Origin of the sequence: Pseudomonas putida (assembly GCF_028682175.1) — a bacterium.
Classification (GTDB): Bacteria; Pseudomonadota; Gammaproteobacteria; order Pseudomonadales; family Pseudomonadaceae; genus Aquipseudomonas; species Aquipseudomonas putida_AD.
The window spans coordinates 25,676-40,787 of sequence record NZ_JANHKS010000048.1 but is presented as its reverse complement, the minus strand read 5'-3'; the positions used below and the strand labels follow the sequence as shown (position 1 = coordinate 40,787).

At 61.9% G+C, this 15,112-nt stretch carries 14 protein-coding genes; 6 read left to right on the top strand and 8 right to left on the bottom strand.

All coding sequences use genetic code 11. The annotated features are described in order from the left end of the window. Window positions 1-3 precede the first annotated feature (3 nt). The 6 genes from NPS29_RS23905 to NPS29_RS23880 all read right to left on the bottom strand — a co-directional run bounded on the left by NPS29_RS23905 (window position 4) and on the right by NPS29_RS23880 (window position 7,747). Entirely contained in the window at window positions 4-1,116 is a 1,113-nt protein-coding gene (locus NPS29_RS23905; RefSeq protein ID WP_274135597.1) for a polyamine ABC transporter substrate-binding protein, read from the bottom strand. A 28-nt stretch (window positions 1,117-1,144) separates the two neighbouring features. Next, a complete protein-coding gene (locus NPS29_RS23900; protein ID WP_274135595.1) occupies window positions 1,145-2,173 on the bottom strand; it encodes a histone deacetylase family protein in 1,029 nt (342 codons plus the stop codon). A gap of 178 nt (window positions 2,174-2,351) precedes the next feature. Next, window positions 2,352-3,344: an AraC family transcriptional regulator gene (locus NPS29_RS23895; protein WP_274135592.1), complete on the bottom strand. Its 993-nt coding sequence runs from the start codon at window positions 3,342-3,344 to the stop codon at window positions 2,352-2,354. Window positions 3,345-3,511: 167 nt separating this feature from the next. Continuing rightward, complete coding sequence (locus tag NPS29_RS23890) at window positions 3,512-4,516, bottom strand: asparaginase (protein ID WP_274135590.1); 1,005 nt, start codon at window positions 4,514-4,516, stop codon at window positions 3,512-3,514. A 30-nt stretch (window positions 4,517-4,546) separates the two neighbouring features. Beyond that, the gene (locus NPS29_RS23885) at window positions 4,547-6,001 is read right to left on the bottom strand and encodes an alanine/glycine:cation symporter family protein (RefSeq protein ID WP_274135589.1); all 1,455 of its coding nucleotides are present in this window, start codon (window positions 5,999-6,001) and stop codon (window positions 4,547-4,549) included. Between the two features lie 321 nt (window positions 6,002-6,322). After that, window positions 6,323-7,747, bottom strand: coding sequence for an aspartate ammonia-lyase (locus NPS29_RS23880; RefSeq protein ID WP_274135588.1), 1,425 nt, complete (start codon window positions 7,745-7,747; stop codon window positions 6,323-6,325). 336 nt (window positions 7,748-8,083) lie between these two features. Between NPS29_RS23880 and NPS29_RS23875 the strand changes: the two genes are divergently transcribed. The 5 genes from NPS29_RS23875 to NPS29_RS23855 all read left to right on the top strand — a co-directional run bounded on the left by NPS29_RS23875 (window position 8,084) and on the right by NPS29_RS23855 (window position 11,866). Further along, the gene (locus tag NPS29_RS23875) at window positions 8,084-8,995 is read left to right on the top strand and encodes a LysR substrate-binding domain-containing protein (RefSeq protein ID WP_274135587.1); all 912 of its coding nucleotides are present in this window, start codon (window positions 8,084-8,086) and stop codon (window positions 8,993-8,995) included. A 212-nt stretch (window positions 8,996-9,207) separates the two neighbouring features. Continuing rightward, complete coding sequence (gene purE, locus NPS29_RS23870) at window positions 9,208-9,699, top strand: 5-(carboxyamino)imidazole ribonucleotide mutase (protein WP_074754780.1); 492 nt, start codon at window positions 9,208-9,210, stop codon at window positions 9,697-9,699. A gap of 6 nt (window positions 9,700-9,705) precedes the next feature. After that, on the top strand, window positions 9,706-10,788 hold the full coding sequence (locus tag NPS29_RS23865) for a 5-(carboxyamino)imidazole ribonucleotide synthase (protein WP_274135584.1): 1,083 nt from the start codon (window positions 9,706-9,708) through the stop codon (window positions 10,786-10,788). A gap of 214 nt (window positions 10,789-11,002) precedes the next feature. Next, window positions 11,003-11,248, top strand: coding sequence for a GlsB/YeaQ/YmgE family stress response membrane protein (locus tag NPS29_RS23860; protein ID WP_274135582.1), 246 nt, complete (start codon window positions 11,003-11,005; stop codon window positions 11,246-11,248). Between the two features lie 81 nt (window positions 11,249-11,329). Next, window positions 11,330-11,866 carry a DUF3299 domain-containing protein gene (locus tag NPS29_RS23855; RefSeq protein WP_274135580.1) on the top strand — a complete coding sequence of 179 codons (537 nt, stop codon included), beginning with the start codon at window positions 11,330-11,332 and terminating at the stop codon, window positions 11,864-11,866. Window positions 11,867-12,020: 154 nt separating this feature from the next. Here the strand turns inward: NPS29_RS23855 and NPS29_RS23850 are convergent, their stop codons facing one another. Together NPS29_RS23850 and NPS29_RS23845 are read right to left on the bottom strand one after the other, a co-directional pair. Next, on the bottom strand, window positions 12,021-12,932 hold the full coding sequence (locus NPS29_RS23850) for a D-hexose-6-phosphate mutarotase (protein ID WP_274135578.1): 912 nt from the start codon (window positions 12,930-12,932) through the stop codon (window positions 12,021-12,023). A 96-nt stretch (window positions 12,933-13,028) separates the two neighbouring features. Further along, window positions 13,029-13,430, bottom strand: coding sequence for an acyl-CoA thioesterase (locus NPS29_RS23845; RefSeq protein WP_274135576.1), 402 nt, complete (start codon window positions 13,428-13,430; stop codon window positions 13,029-13,031). A gap of 380 nt (window positions 13,431-13,810) precedes the next feature. Here NPS29_RS23845 and NPS29_RS23840 point away from each other — a divergent pair, with 380 nt between their 5' ends. Next, window positions 13,811-15,103, top strand: coding sequence for an MFS transporter (locus NPS29_RS23840; protein ID WP_274135574.1), 1,293 nt, complete (start codon window positions 13,811-13,813; stop codon window positions 15,101-15,103). The last annotated feature ends 9 nt before the right edge of the window (window positions 15,104-15,112 follow it).

Sequence of the window (15,112 nt, the reverse complement as noted above, 5' to 3'; positions counted from 1 at the left end):
GGGTTAGGTACCGGACTTGATCTTGGTCCACACCCGCGTACGTGCACGCTCGGCGTCGCGCGGCAGCGGCGTCAGGGTGTACAGCGTCTTCATGGCTTCGGCCGTCGGGTACAGGTTGGGGTTGTTGCGGATCGCCGGGTCAACCAGGTCGGTGGCGTCCTTGTTCGGGTTCGGATACCCGACAAAATCACTGATCGGCGCAATCACCTTCGGTTGCAGCAGGTAGTTGATGAAGGTGTGGGCGTCTTCGACGTCTTTTGCACCTTTCGGAATCGCCAGCATGTCGAACCAGATCGGTGCGCCTTCCTTGGGCAGGCGCATGTCGACCACGACGCCGTTCTTCGCTTCCTTGGCGCGGTTGGCCGCCTGGGAGAAGCTGCCCGAATAGCCGACGGCCACGCAGATATCGCCATTGGCGATGTCAGCCATGTACTTGGACGAGTGGAAGTAGGTGATGTACGGACGGATCTTCATCAGCAAGGCTTCTGCCTTGTCGTAGTCCTTCGGATTCTTGCTGTTAGGATCGAGCCCCAGATGTTGTAGGGCCAGCGGCAGAATCTCTGAAGGCGAATCCAGCAGTGTCACGCCGCACTGCTTGAGTTTGCTGATGTTCTCTTCCTTGAAGATCAGGTCCCAACTGTCCACCGGCGCCTTGTCACCCAGCACCGCCTTGACCTTGTCCGGGTTGAAGCCGATCAGGATGGTGCCGTACATGTAGGGCACGGCGAACTTGTTGCCCGGATCGTTGGCCTCCAGCAGCTTCATCAGGCTGGGGTCCAGGTGCGAATAGTTGGTCAGCTTCGACTTGTCCAACGGCTGGAACACACCGGCTTCGATCTGCTTGGCCAGGAACACGTTGGACGGCACCACCACGTCGTAGCCGGAATTGCCGGTCAGAAGCTTGGCTTCCAGCGCTTCGTTGGTGTCGAAGATGTCGTAGATCAGCGGGACCTTGGTGTCCTTCTTGAAGTTTTCCAGGGTCTGCGGGGTGATGTAGTCGAACCAGTTGTAGACGCGCAGGGTCTTGGGCTCGTCGGCGTGCGCTGCGCCGCCGAGCATGACCGCGCCTGAGGTCGTGAGCAGTGCCGATGCGATAAAACGCTTGAGTCTGTTCATCGTTGTTCTCTTCTTCTGATTGATTGGGTCAGACGCTTTCGAAACCTTCCAGCACGTTCACCGCATTGATGCCGATTTCCTCGACGGCATAACCGCCCTCCATCACGAACAGCGTTGGCTTGCCCAGCCGCGCGATGCGCTCGCCCATGCGCAGGTAGTCGGGGCTGTCGAGCTTGAACTGCGAGATCGGGTCGTCCTTGTAGGTGTCCACGCCCAGCGAGACCACGACGATATCCGCGTCGTAGCGTTCGATCTCGGCGCAGGCCTGGTCCAGTGCGGCGCTCCAGGTCGGCCAGTCACTGCCTGCGGCCAGCGGATAGTTGAAGTTGAAGCCTTCACCGGCGCCGCTGCCCAGCTCGTCGTCGTACCCCAGGAAGAACGGAAATTCGGCTTCGGGGTGGCCGTGAATCGAGGTGAACAGCACGTCGCTGCGCTCGTAGAAAATCGACTGCGTGCCGTTGCCGTGGTGGTAATCGACGTCGAGAATCGCGACCTTCTTGTGGCCCTGGTCGAGGAATGCCTGGGCGGCGATGGCGGCGTTGTTCAGGTAGCAGTAGCCACCCATCACGTCGCTGGCGGCATGGTGTCCCGGCGGCCGGCACAGGGCAAATGCGCTGCGGGCGCCATTCTGGATCGCGGCCTGGGCGGTCAGGGCCACCTGAGCTGCGCTGTACGCGGCTTGCCAGGTGCCTGCGGTGATCGGCGCGCCGGCATCGAACGTGTAGTAACCCAACTGGCCATGCAGGCTGGTGGGCATGACCGAACGCAGCGTGCGCGCAGGCCAGGTGTAGGGCAGCAGGTCGCCTTCGGGGTTGGTAGCGGCCCAGCGGTCCCAGGCGCCTTTGAAGAATTCCAGGAAAGCCTGGGTGTGGATGCGCTGGATCGGTTCGATACCGAAATCTTTCGGGGCTTCGACGGCGCCAATCTCGCGGTCCTTGACCCGTTGCAGCACGTGGTCGGCACGGGACGGCATCTCGAAGCAGGGCATCAGCTTGCCGTCGATCAACTCGCAGCGTCCGTGGTGCAGATGGTGATCGTCTGAATAGATCGTCAGCATTTTCTTGTTCTCCTGTGGGCTAGGTTGTCCGACATTCTTGAGGCGCGGGGCCTTTCGGAGAACGGCGGAAACGGCCAAAAGGGGATTTATTCGGCCATAAAGTCTGTCCGTAAATCGCCCCTGAATAGGGCAAAGCGCCCCGTTTCGAGGCATATGACCAAACCCGGGTGGCGTGCGGTCAAACCCGAAACTGACTGGGCGCCACGCCGCTCCAGCGAATGAACGCCTGACGAAAGCTCGCGGTTTCACTGAAGCCCAGCACTTCGGCGATGCGATGGATCGGCAGTTGATCCTCTTGCAGCAGTTGCTTGGCCCGGTCGAAGCGTAGCTCGTCCAGCAACTGCTGATAGCTGCTGCCGGTGGCTTGCAGGTGGCGGCGCAGGGTGCGCTCGGAGCAGTTCATCTTTTGCGCGATTACGCCAAGGCTCGGCGTCTGTTCGAGCTGGTCTGCCAATAGGTGGCGGATCCGCCGCAGCCAGGCCTGGCGTCCGGTGAATTCGATGTTCTGCTTGCGGCAGCGCTCGCGCATGTCGCGGTGGGTGATGGGGTCGGCGAGGGTCAGGGGCTGATCGAGCAGGCGTTTGTCGAAGGCGAAGGCGTTGTCTTCAGCTTTGAAGTGCAGCGGGCAGTCGAAACTCTCGCGGTAGCTGGCCTGATAGTCGGGGGCGGCATGGGCGAAACGGGCACCGAGCAACGGCAGCGATCTGCCCAGCAGGTCATCGCAGATCACCTTCAGCGAGGCCAGGCACAGCTCGGCATTGAACACCCGCAGGCTTTCGTCGTCGCGGTAGTCGCTGGCACTGAACCAGATACGTTCGCCGTCTTCGATCAATTGCAGTTCGAACAGCGTCCCCAGCAGCGCCGGATACTCCAGCGCCAGGCGCAGGGCGTCACCGAAAGTGGCACTGGTGAGCAGGGCGTAACCGAGAATCCCGTAGGACGACACATGCATGCGCCGCCCCAGCGGCAAGCCGATCTCCCGGCGCAACGCCACGGCGTTGGCGCAGACCTGCATTTCCTGGAAGGTCGTGATACGAATGTCCGGCCGCCCGAGGTCGGCTTGCGTGATCCCGCTCCCGGCCAGCAACGCTTCGCTGGCCCAGCCTTCGGCGCAGAACGTTTCCAGCACCAGGGAAACGGCGTTGAGGGTGGTGAGGTGGGAATGCAGCATGAAGACCTTCCGATGGTTCTTTTGATCGGAAGAGGGGAGCAAGACGTGTGCCGCAACGGGCGGGGGCTTTTGATTCTGGCCGAAGGCCGTAGCAGCACGGCTTGCCGGCGGGGCGTTCTCAGGATCGCCCCGCCGGCAAGCCGTGCTGCTACGCGAATGACGCGCTGTTAACGCAACTCCCCACACACATCCAGCTCCACCAACCGGCGCACTTCTGCGATGGACAGGCCTGCGCCGAGCAGGGCGTGCAGCTTGCCGAACGCCGCTTCGCGGGTCATGCCGCCGCCGGAGAGTACGCCCACGGTGCGCAGGCGGCTGCCGGCTTCGTAGACGTCCAGTTCGACGCCGCCTTCGTGGCATTGGGTGATCGCGACCACGCAGATGCCTTGTTCCTGGGCCCGTTGCAGGCTGTCCAGGAAGGCGGGGTTGTCGCTGGGGCCGGTGCCGCTGCCGAAGCATTCGAGGATCAGGCCTTGAATGCCGCTGTCGATCAGGCCGTTGAGCTGACTCGCGCCGATGCCCGGGAACAGCGGCAATACGGCGACTTCGGCCAAGTGTTTAGGCTGCCGGTAGTCCAGCGCCGCAGGCAGATTCCCGGCAGCCTCGCCACCGCGAGCGCGGTTCAGCGCAGCGAAGGGGTTGCGCCCGAAACTGCGAATTTTTGCGCAGCGGGTCGGTTGCAGCAGCTCGCCGTGGAAATACAGATGCACGCCGGAGGCCAGGCCTTCGCCGAGGGCCTGCAGGGCGCCGTTGACGTTTTCCCAGGCATCGCTGTCCGGCACGCCGGCTGGCAGCATGGAGCCGGTGAACACCACCGGCGCATTCAGCCCCAGCAATTGAAAGCTCATGGCCGCCGCGCTGTAGGCCAGGGTGTCGGTGCCGTGCAGGATCAACACAGCGTCGCAACCTTGGCTTTCAACCGCATCGACCACCGCTTCGCGCAGGCGCTGCCAGTAGGCAGGCGTCATGTTGGCGCTGTCGATCAGGGGAGACATTTCGCGAAATTGCCACTGCGGCACCACCAGCGCAGGCTGGCCAGCCAGTTGTGCGGCCATCCGCGCCTGGAATCCGGACGCTGGCGCCAGGCCGTTCTCGCTGGCCTGCATGCCGATGGTGCCACCGGTGTAGAGCACCATCACTTGCTTGGCCGGTGCGTGGTTGTCGCGATTCATGCATGTCTCCCTGGGCTGATGTTCAGATGGTCATGGTGCGTCGGCGAGTGCTTTGTCGCCGGCCTTTGCGGGCTGGGCAGCAGCTTGCTCGTGGCCGGGCTTGGGCCAGGCCTTGAGGTCCAGATCCAGGTCGGGGAACTTGCTGGAGTCGAACACCGGGGTGTCGATGCCTGCCTTACGCTGTTCATCGTAGTCACGCAGGATACGCAAACCGACCTTGAACAGCATCGCCAGCGCGATCAGGTTCACGAACGCCAGTAGCGTCATGGTGATGTCGGCAAATGCGAATACGGTGCCAAGGTCTTCCACCGCGCCCCACAGGATCAGCGCCAGCACCAGTGCACGGTAGCCGAGCAACGCCTTGCGGCTCTCGCCGATCAGGAAGCGCAGGCTGTTCTCGCCCAGGTAATAGTTGTAGAGGATCGAGGTGAAGACGAACAGCGCCAGTGCAACGCTGATGAACAGTTTGCCCCAGTCACCGACCACCGCAGCCAGCGAGTTCTGGGTCAGCGCAATGCCGTCGCCTTCGAAGCCCGGGGTGTAGAAGCCCGACAGCAGGATCAGCAGCGCGGTACAGGTGCAGATGACGAAGGTATCGAGGAACACGCTGAACGCCTGGACCACGCCCTGGGCGACCGGGTGCTTGACCTCGGCGACCGCGGCGACGTTTGGCGCACTGCCAAGGCCCGCTTCGTTGGCGAACACGCCGCGCTTCACGCCCATCACGATCGCGCTGCCCAGCAGGCCGCCGAACACTTCGTCCAGGCCGAAGGCGCTTTTGACGATGGTCATCAGCATGTGCGGAACGTGTTCGAACTGCACGCCGATCACGTAGAGGGTCACGGCGATGTAGACCAGCGTCTTGACGGGTACCAGCAGGTCGGCCACGGCCGCGATGCGCTTGATGCCGCCGACGAAGACCAGGCCCAGCAACACCGCCAGTGCGATACCGGCGTAGGTAGGCGATACCCCGAAGGCGTTATTGAGCGAGTGGGTCACGGCGTGGGATTGCAGGCCGTTGAAGGCGAAACCGAAGGTCACCAGCAGCAGGACCGCCATGACCATGCCCAGCCAGCGCTTGCCCAGGCCGTGCTGGATATAGAAAGACGGGCCGCCGCGGTACTGGCCTTCGGAGTCGCAGCGCTTGTACAACTGACCCAGAGAACATTCGAAGAAACTGCTGGCCATGCCGACCAGGGCAGTGACCCACATCCAGAACACCGCGCCCGGTCCGCCCAGGGTCACGGCGATGCCGACACCGGCGATGTTACCTGCGCCCACTCGGCCAGCCAGGCTGAGCATCAGCGCCTGAAACGAACTCAACTGGCCCGAGCTGCTGCGCAGACTCTCGCGAAACACCGCGAACATGTGAAAGAAGTGACGCAATTGAACGAAACGCGAGCGAATCGTGAAATATCCACCGAGCCCGACAATGAGCACGATCAGTAGTTTTCCCGAGAGGAAGTCGTTGATGACTTCAAGCATTGGATGTTCCTCGCTTTTTTAGAGGGGGCGCACTATACCGGTGCGCGTTATCGGAGTCTGTAGACCGTTTCCTAAATATCCGGAGCCAACACCGACCCTGTAGGAGTGAGCTTGCTCGCGATAGCGGTGTGTCAGCTTGCATATTCATGGCTGATCCACCGTCATCGCGAGCGAGCTCACTCCTACAGGGACGAGATAGGCCTCGAAATCGCGGGCAAAAAAAAGGGCCTGGAAGCGTGTACTTCCGGCCCTCAAAAGGGTGAGGGGTGTCTAGGCCCTCAGCCTGGTGATCGTGTTGCAGTCAAAACGGGTGTCACGCAATCAGGCCTTCAGGGGCACCAATCGTGGAGCGATCATGTTTTCCGGGCGCAGGATGTCGGCGAGCATCACTTCGTCGAGCAGGCCTTCCTCGCGCACCAGTTCCAGCACGCCACGGCCTGTTTCCAGGGCGACGCGGGCGATACGGGTGGCGTTTTCGTAACCGATGTACGGGTTCAGCGCGGTGACCAGGCCGATCGAGTGCTCGACCAGCTCGCGGCAACGCTGTTCGTTGGCGGTGATGCCGACGATGCAGTGCTCGCGCAGCATGTCCATGGCGCGCTGCAGCAGGCGGATCGAGTCGAAGATCTTGTAGGCGATCAGCGGCTCCATCACGTTCAGTTGCAGTTGGCCGCCTTCGGCTGCCACGGTCAGGGCCAGGTCGTTGCCCATGATTTCGAAGGCGCACATGTTCACGGCCTCCGGAATCACCGGGTTGACCTTGCCCGGCATGATCGAACTGCCTGGCTGGCGCGCCGGCAGGTTGATTTCGTTGATGCCGGTGCGCGGGCCGCTGGACAGCAGGCGCAGGTCGTTGCAGATCTTCGACAGCTTGACCGCGGTGCGCTTGAGCATGCCGGAGAACAGCACGAAGGCGCCCATGTCGGAGGTGGCTTCGATCAGGTCGGCGGCTGGAACCAGTGGCTGGCCGCTGATGATTGCCAGGCGTTCCACGGCCAGGTGCTGGTAGCCGGGGTCTGCGTTGATGCCGGTGCCGATGGCGGTGCCGCCCAGGTTCACTTCGGTCAGCAGCTCAGGTGCCAGGCTGCGCAGGCGGTTGAGGTCTTCGGTCAGCGTGGTGGCGAAGGCGCGGAACTCCTGGCCGAGGGTCATCGGCACGGCATCCTGCAGTTGGGTGCGGCCCATCTTCAGGACGTGGGAGAACTCCTGGCCCTTGGCGGCGAACGCCTGGATCAGGCTGTCGAGGCTGGCGAGCAGGGCGTCGTGGCCCAACAGCAGACCCAGGCGGATGGCCGTCGGGTAGGCGTCGTTGGTCGACTGCGCCATGTTCACATCGTTGTTGGGGTGCAGGTACTTGTACTCGCCCTTGGCATGGCCCATCGCTTCCAGAGCGATGTTGGCGATGACTTCGTTGGCGTTCATGTTGGTGGACGTACCGGCGCCACCCTGAATCATGTCGACCACGAACTGCTCGTGGAAATCACCGCGGATCAGACGTGCACAGGCTTCGCTGATGGCTGCGTGCTTCTCGCTGCTCAAGTGGCCCAACTGATGGTTCGCATCGGCGGCTGCTTGCTTGACCATGGCCAGGCCCACGACCAGCTTGGGGTAGTGAGAGAGCGGAACGCCGGAGAGGTGAAAGTTGTTCACCGCGCGCAGGGTCTGGATGCCGAAGTAGGCATCAGCGGGGACTTCGAGGGTGCCAAGCAGATCTTTTTCGATGCGAAATGATGCAGCGGAGGACATGATAGAGAAACTCTCAAATGGGACACGGTCTGAGCCGGAACGCCTTGAATACTAGGCTTGTGGATGATTGCGGACCAATGCTGTTAAGCGCTAGCCTATGCACAAACGGCATAATGTTGATGTGACGTTCGGATTGTGACGAGCGTGTGAACAGATATTTTGAAAGCCCCACGTTCCTGTAGGAGTGAGCTTGCTCGCGATAGCTTTTGGTTTGGACCGAATTGGTTGTCCGGCACACCGTCATCGCGAGCAAGCTCACTCCTACAGTGGATCGCATTCGAACCGAATCACGGCGTGCAGCCAAAATCGCCAAGACGGGTAGCCCCGGAGAACACCATGAATCTGGAAAGCAAATGGCTGGAAGACTTCAGCGCCCTGGCTGCCACTCGCAGCTTCTCCCAGGCGGCCGAGCGGCGGTTTGTGACCCAGCCGGCGTTCAGCCGCAGGATTCGCAGCCTTGAGGCCGCATTGGGCCTGCAACTGGTCAACCGCTCGCGCACGCCCATCGAGCTGACGGCGGCGGGGCAACTGTTCCTGGTCACGGCGCGCACGGTGGTCGATCAGCTCGGCGAAGTGCTGCGCCATCTGCATCATCTGGAGAGCGGGCAGGGCGAGGTCATGCAGATTGCGGCGGCGCACTCGCTGGCATTGAGCTTCTTCCCGCGCTGGATCGCCCAGTTGCGCAACGAAGGCCTGAACATCGCTACCCGGCTGGTCGCCACCAACGTTGGCGACGCCGTGCATGCCCTGCGCGAAGGCGGCTGCGACCTGATGCTGGCCTTTTATGATCCGGATGCCGCGCTGCAGATGGACGCCGAGATATTCCCTTCGCTGCACCTGGGCATGACCGAGATGCTGCCGGTCTGCTCGGCAGATGCCGACGGCAAACCGTTGTTCGATCTGGAGAGCGATCAGAGCGTGCCGCTTCTGGCTTACAGCGCCGGGGCGTTTCTGGGCCGTTCGGTGAATCTGCTGTTGCGCCAGCGTGCGCTGCGCTTCACCACGGTGTATGAAACGGCGATGGCCGACAGCCTCAAGGGCATGGCCCTGCAAGGATTGGGGATCGCCTGGGTGCCAAGGTTGTCCATCGCCGCCGAGCTGGAACGAGGCGAACTGGTGGTCTGCGGTGGTGCGCAATGGCATGTGCCGCTGGAGATTCGCCTGTACCGCTGCGCCCTGGTGCGCAAGGCCAACGTGCGGTTGCTGTGGCGCAAGCTCGAGGGTGGCGTGGCGCAGCCGGTCACTTGACCTGCAGGTCAGTAATCACGGGCGCTGGCGGCTATTTGCGGGCTGCTGACAGGAGGTCATCAGCCGTCTGTCAAACCTCACTCTTTGCGGTATACTGCGCGGCCTTTGGCCGGTTGCACTGGTCATAATTCGTACGACAAGCCACGCCGGTTCTCCCGCGTGGCTTGTTGTTTTTAGACGCGCCTGCGGGCGCCCGATGAAGAGGCACGACGATGAGCGCACTGGTTGGCGTGATCATGGGCTCCAAGTCCGATTGGTCCACCCTTAGCCACACCGCCGATATGCTGGAAAAGCTCGGCATTCCGTACGAAGTCAAAGTGGTATCGGCCCACCGCACTCCGGACTTGCTGTTCCAGTACGCTGAAGAGGCTGAAGGCCGTGGCATCGAGGTGATCATCGCCGGTGCTGGCGGTGCTGCTCACCTGCCGGGCATGTGCGCCGCCAAGACCCACCTGCCGGTGCTGGGCGTGCCTGTGCAATCCTCGATGCTGTCGGGTGTCGATTCGCTGCTGTCCATCGTGCAGATGCCAGCAGGCATTCCGGTTGCCACCCTGGCGATTGGCAAGGCCGGTGCGATCAACGCAGCGCTGCTGTCGGCCAGCATCCTGGGCGCCAAGCACCCGCAATTCCATGCAGTGCTGAAAAAATTCCGCACTGAGCAGACAGACAGCGTTCTGGACAATCCAGACCCACGCGAGGCCTGAGTTTTCATGAAGATCGGCGTAATCGGTGGCGGCCAGCTGGGTCGCATGTTGGCACTGGCGGGCACCCCGCTGGGTATGAACTTCGCCTTCCTGGACCCTGCGCCGGACGCGTGCGCCGCTGCACTGGGCGAGCATCTGCGTGCCGATTACGGCGATCAGGACCACTTGCGTCAGCTGGCTGACGAAGTGGACCTGGTGACCTTCGAATTCGAAAGCGTGCCTGCTGAAACCGTGGCGTTCCTGTCGCAGTTCGTGCCGGTCTACCCGAGCGCCGAAGCCCTGCGCATCGCCCGGGACCGCTGGTTCGAGAAGAGCATGTTCAAGGACCTGGGCATCCCGACGCCTGCGTTCGCCGACATCCAGTCCCAGGCGGACCTGGACGCGGCAGTCGCCAGCATCGGCCTGCCGGCGGTGCTGAAAACCCGCACCCTGGGTTACGACGGCAAGGGCCAGAAAGTCCTGCGCAAGCCTGAAGATGTGGTCGATACCTTCGCCGAGCTGGGCAGCGTGCCTTGCCTGCTCGAAGGCTTCGTGCCGTTCACCGGTGAAGTGTCGCTGATCGCCGTGCGTGCCCGCGATGGCGAAACCCGCTTCTACCCGCTGGTGCACAACACCCACGACAGCGGCATCCTGCGCCTGTCCATCGCCAGCACCGACCACCCGTTGCAGGCACTGGCCGAGGATTACTCGAGCCGTGTGCTCAAGCAGCTGGATTACGTGGGCGTGATGGCATTCGAGTTCTTTGAAGTCGATGGCGGCCTGAAAGCCAACGAAATCGCTCCGCGCGTTCACAACTCCGGTCACTGGACCACCGAAGGCGCCGAGTGCAGCCAGTTCGAAAACCACCTGCGCGCCGTTGCCGGCCTGCCGCTGGGTTCGACGGCCAAGGTGGGCGAGAGCGCGATGCTCAACTTCATCGGCGAAGTGCCAGCCGTGGACAAGGTCATTGCCGTCGATGACTGCCACCTGCATCACTACGGCAAGGCGTTCAAGGTCGGTCGCAAGGTGGGTCATGCCACCGTGCGCAGCAAGGACCGCGCAACGCTGGATCGCCAGGTGAAGCTGGTTGAGGCGCTGATCAAGAACTGATCCCCCGCGGTCGCTTCCTGTAGGAGTGAGCTTGCTCGCGATGGCGGTGTGTCTGTGACGAATTCGTGTCTGACGCACTGCCATCGCGAGCAAGCTCACTCCTACAGGTTCGTGGGGAATCGTGTTGAACCATTCATCCCCCCAACCCCTCTCATAGCGTGTTGCCGATTGCCGACTAGGCTTTGGCATATTCATTCAAACAGAGGGAAATGGCATGGGCATCATCGGAACCATCTTCATCGGCCTGATCGTGGGGCTGCTGGCTCGTTTTCTGAAACCCGGCGACGACAGCATGGGCTGGATCATGACCATCATCCTGGGTATCGCAGGCTCGCTGGTCGCGACCTACGGCGGTCAGGCACTGGGTATCTATCAGGCAGGCGAGGGCGCCGGTTTCCTGGGTGCTCTGGTCGGTGCAATCGTGCTGCTGGTCATCTACGGCATGATCAAAAAGAAATGAAACCGGTTCCGGCCCTCTGCGCTATCAGCGCGCAGAGGGCTAGAATGCGCGGCACTTGAATTCCCCTTGCCGAGCCTATCGATGCGTCGTCTTCTCCTGCTTCCCCTGCTGCTGGTCTGTGCACTGGCCAGCGCCGCCGAACCCCCTGAAACCGACTGGCTGGAACTGATGCCCAAGTCGGACCAGAAAGCCCTCGAAGCCATGCCCGAGATCGATCACAACTCCCCGGAAGCCAAGGGGACGTTCGATGCCAAGGGCGGCCTCAAGCAGAGCAAGGGCTTGCCCGCGGTGATGTACTCGACCAAGACCGTCGCGGCCATGAACAACAAGATCATTCGCCTGGGCGGCTATCCGGTGCCATTGGAAACCGACGCCAAGGGCCACAGCACGCTGTTCTTCCTGGTGCCTTACCCGGGTGCCTGCATCCACGTACCGCCACCGCCGCCCAACCAACTGGCGCTGGTGCGCTATCCCAAGGGTCTGAAGATCGACGATATCTACACGCCGCTGTGGGTCATCGGCACGCTGAAGATCGAGACGGTCAACCATGACCTGGCCGATGCGGCGTACGCGCTGGATGCGTCGAAGGTGAGGGTGGTGACTGAGGCGGATTTGTAAGCGCGACCATGCCTGCGATCACGGGCCTTCAGGCTCACATAAATACTGTGGGAGCGAGCTTGCTCGCGAAAGCGGCGTAACGGACCCCGGAAATGTTCCGGATGTGCCGGCCTCTTCGCGAGCAAGCTCGCTCCCACAGGTGCTTGGCGGGCTTTTAATTGACGTCCAGCGGCTCGGCGCAGATGCTTACGCTCATCGCGTGCATGTCGCCCGGCTTGAGCGTCACGATGTCGCTCATGACGTTCGCGGTCTCGACGCACACCATGCTCTGCCAGCCATCGGCCTGCATGTCGCTGAAGGTCTTGGTCTTCTCGATCCACGGGTTCCACACCACCGAGGAGTTCGAGCCAAGGGTCTGGATCTGGATCCGACGCTTCCAGCCAGGGTCGACAATGGAAATCAGGTCCGGGGTGCCCTGGTAGATCCGGTCGGTCTCGCCCGTGAAGGTGATGTCACCGGCCTGCACTTGCGGCGTGTCCCAGCTTTCCAGTGTGTTCAGGTAGCTCACCCCGTCCAGGCCTTCGATGCTGACCTGGCGCACGTCGCTGACGGCGAAATAGCTGTGCAACGCCTGGCTGATGGTGACGTCTTCGGGGCCGGCGTTGAAGCTCAGCAGGCTGACGTTCAGCGCAGCGTCCATGCGGATCTGCAGCTTCACGCCGACAGTGTGCGGCCAGCCGGGCAGATGACCTTCGGCCTTGGGTTGAATGAACTCGACGATCAAAGCATCGCCATCTTCGCCCATGCCCATCAACTCCCAGTCGATGGCACGGACTTCACCGTGGGCGTTGGCCGGCTCGCTGCTCTGGCGCATGTCCTGTACAGCTTGCGGGTTGCGCTGGAAATTGCCGAACCACGGCCAGCAAATCGGCATGCCGCCGCGAATTGCCTTGCCGTGCTTGAACACCGCGCCTGGGTTGGACCAGATCAGCGGCTCGTCGCCGTCGATCTGATAGCTGACGATGTGCGCACCCTGCTGGGCGACCACCAGTTCGGCCTGGCCGTGGCGGATGCGCCAGCAATTGAGCTCACCGAGCTGGATGGATTCGACTTCTGGCGTAGGCATAGGGGTACTCACTCAAAGGACAGTGACTGAATCAGACTCTGCCAAGCTTGATGAGTTTACCGCCCGATGCCAAGTGCGTTGACGCCTGCCCTGCGCTTAGCGCCGCGCAGGTACCGAACGGGTGCGCCCGCTGCCATCGATGGCCACGAACACGAACATGGCCTCGGTGACCTTGCGCCATTCGCTGGACAGCGGATCGTCGCTCCACACTTCAACCATCATGCGGATCGAGCTGCGGCCGATTTCCAGGGTCTGGGTATAAAAGGACAGTTGCGCGCCCACCGCCACCGGCACCAGAAACGCCATGCGGTCGATGGCCACGGTCGCCACGCGGCCACCTGCTACCTTGCTGGCCATCGCCGTGCCGGCCAGATCCATCTGGGCAACCAGCCAGCCGCCGAAGATATCGCCAAAGCCGTTCGTTTCGCGCGGAAGCGCAGTGATTTGCAGAGCCAGATCGCCCTGCGGGATTGGATCTTCCTGTTCAAGTTCGTTCATTGCGGGGTCCCTCTGACCCATGACTCTCTAAGTCTTCAATACATTTAATTAGGGAAACTCTGCGAAAACGACTTGGGTAAATGGTTTCGCACAACTTCCCTCAAAGACCGGTTGAGTCGCGGTCGGCAAGTATATCGGTCCATGCGTCACGAGACGACCGCCGGGTTCCCATTGTGGCGGGCTCTCGTTGCAATCCATGTGCATTCACGCGCAATTTGCTATCGTGCCGAACCGATTTGGCGCACTACGCCGTTATTGGCACGCAATTTTGATGCCCGATTACCTCTTCGAGACGATAAATCGCGTGTAGCACCGTTACCCACGGCTGCCTCGTTGTTGATTTTTTGTCCCAGGAAAGCCTCAAAAGAGAAGCCATTGTCATGTCCTCTGTGTCTTCAAGTGCTGCGCAGCCTTCGCGCCCACTGACCCGCAACGATTACAAAACCCTGTCGCTGTCTGCCTTGGGCGGCGCGCTGGAGTTCTACGATTTCATCATTTTCGTCTTCTTCGCAGCCGTGGTGGGCAAGCTGTTCTTCCCCGTGGACATGCCTGAATGGCTGCGTCTGATGCAAACGTTTGGCATTTTCGCCGCTGGCTATCTGGCTCGCCCACTGGGCGGCATCGTGATGGCGCACTTCGGTGACCTGCTGGGCCGCAAGAAAATGTTCACCCTGAGCATTTTCCTGATGGCTGTGCCGACCCTCATCATGGGCCTGCTGCCCACCTATGCGCAGATTGGCATCTGGGCGCCGCTTTTGTTGCTGCTGATGCGCGTCATTCAGGGCGCCGCCATTGGTGGCGAAGTGCCAGGGGCGTGGGTATTCGTTTCCGAGCACGTTCCCGCACGTAACGTCGGTTACGCTTGTGGCACCCTCACCTCGGGTCTGACTGCGGGCATCCTGCTCGGCTCGCTGGTCGCCACCTGGATCAACAGCATTTACACACCGGCCGAGGTTTCGGACTACGCCTGGCGCATTCCTTTCCTGCTGGGCGGGGTGTTCGGCCTGATGTCGGTGTACCTGCGCCGCTGGCTGCACGAGACGCCGGTGTTCGCCGAGCTGCAACAGCGCAAGGCCCTGGCCGAGGAAGTCCCGCTCAAGGCCGTGCTGCGCGATCATCGCGGCGCCGTGGTGTTGTCGATGCTGCTGACATGGCTGCTGTCGGCAGGTGTGGTGGTGGTCATCCTCATGACCCCGACCCTGCTGCAGACCAGCTACGGTTTCGCCCCGGCAGACACTCTCAAGGCCAACAGCCTGGCCATCGTCCTGCTGAGCCTGGGTTGCATCGGCGCAGGCGCCCTGGCAGACCGCTTCGGCGCGGGCCTGGTGTTCCTGATCGGCTCGCTCGGGTTGTTGATCACCTCGTGGACCTTCTACCACACCGTCGGCGCCCACCCGGACCTGCTGTATCCGCTGTACGCGCTGACCGGCCTGTTCGTCGGCACCATCGGCGCCGTGCCGTTCGTGATGGTCAAGGCGTTCCCGCCGGTGGTGCGTTTCTCCGGGCTGTCGTTTTCCTACAACCTGGCGTATGCGATCTTCGGTGGCCTGACGCCTATGGTCGTGACACTGATGCTCAAGGCCAACCCGATGGGCCCGGCCTGGTATGTGGCGATCCTGTGTGGACTGGGGATGGGAATCGGGCTGTTTCTGCTCAAGAAAAAGGTCGCTTGATTCAGTCTG

Bases quoted from the DNA above. Each gene is read 5' to 3' on its own strand.
- NPS29_RS23905 (WP_274135597.1), bottom strand. From the start codon at position 1,116: ATGAACAGACTCAAGCGTTTTATCGCATCGGCACTGCTCACGACCTCA.
- NPS29_RS23900 (WP_274135595.1), bottom strand. From the start codon at position 2,173: ATGCTGACGATCTATTCAGACGATCACCATCTGCACCACGGACGCTGC.
- NPS29_RS23895 (WP_274135592.1), bottom strand. From the start codon at position 3,344: ATGCTGCATTCCCACCTCACCACCCTCAACGCCGTTTCCCTGGTGCTG.
- NPS29_RS23890 (WP_274135590.1), bottom strand. From the start codon at position 4,516: ATGAATCGCGACAACCACGCACCGGCCAAGCAAGTGATGGTGCTCTAC.
- NPS29_RS23885 (WP_274135589.1), bottom strand. From the start codon at position 6,001: ATGCTTGAAGTCATCAACGACTTCCTCTCGGGAAAACTACTGATCGTG.
- NPS29_RS23880 (WP_274135588.1), bottom strand. From the start codon at position 7,747: ATGTCCTCCGCTGCATCATTTCGCATCGAAAAAGATCTGCTTGGCACC.
- NPS29_RS23875 (WP_274135587.1), top strand. From the start codon at position 8,084: ATGAATCTGGAAAGCAAATGGCTGGAAGACTTCAGCGCCCTGGCTGCC.
- purE (WP_074754780.1), top strand. From the start codon at position 9,208: ATGAGCGCACTGGTTGGCGTGATCATGGGCTCCAAGTCCGATTGGTCC.
- NPS29_RS23865 (WP_274135584.1), top strand. From the start codon at position 9,706: ATGAAGATCGGCGTAATCGGTGGCGGCCAGCTGGGTCGCATGTTGGCA.
- NPS29_RS23860 (WP_274135582.1), top strand. From the start codon at position 11,003: ATGGGCATCATCGGAACCATCTTCATCGGCCTGATCGTGGGGCTGCTG.
- NPS29_RS23855 (WP_274135580.1), top strand. From the start codon at position 11,330: ATGCGTCGTCTTCTCCTGCTTCCCCTGCTGCTGGTCTGTGCACTGGCC.
- NPS29_RS23850 (WP_274135578.1), bottom strand. From the start codon at position 12,932: ATGCCTACGCCAGAAGTCGAATCCATCCAGCTCGGTGAGCTCAATTGC.
- NPS29_RS23845 (WP_274135576.1), bottom strand. From the start codon at position 13,430: ATGAACGAACTTGAACAGGAAGATCCAATCCCGCAGGGCGATCTGGCT.
- NPS29_RS23840 (WP_274135574.1), top strand. From the start codon at position 13,811: ATGTCCTCTGTGTCTTCAAGTGCTGCGCAGCCTTCGCGCCCACTGACC.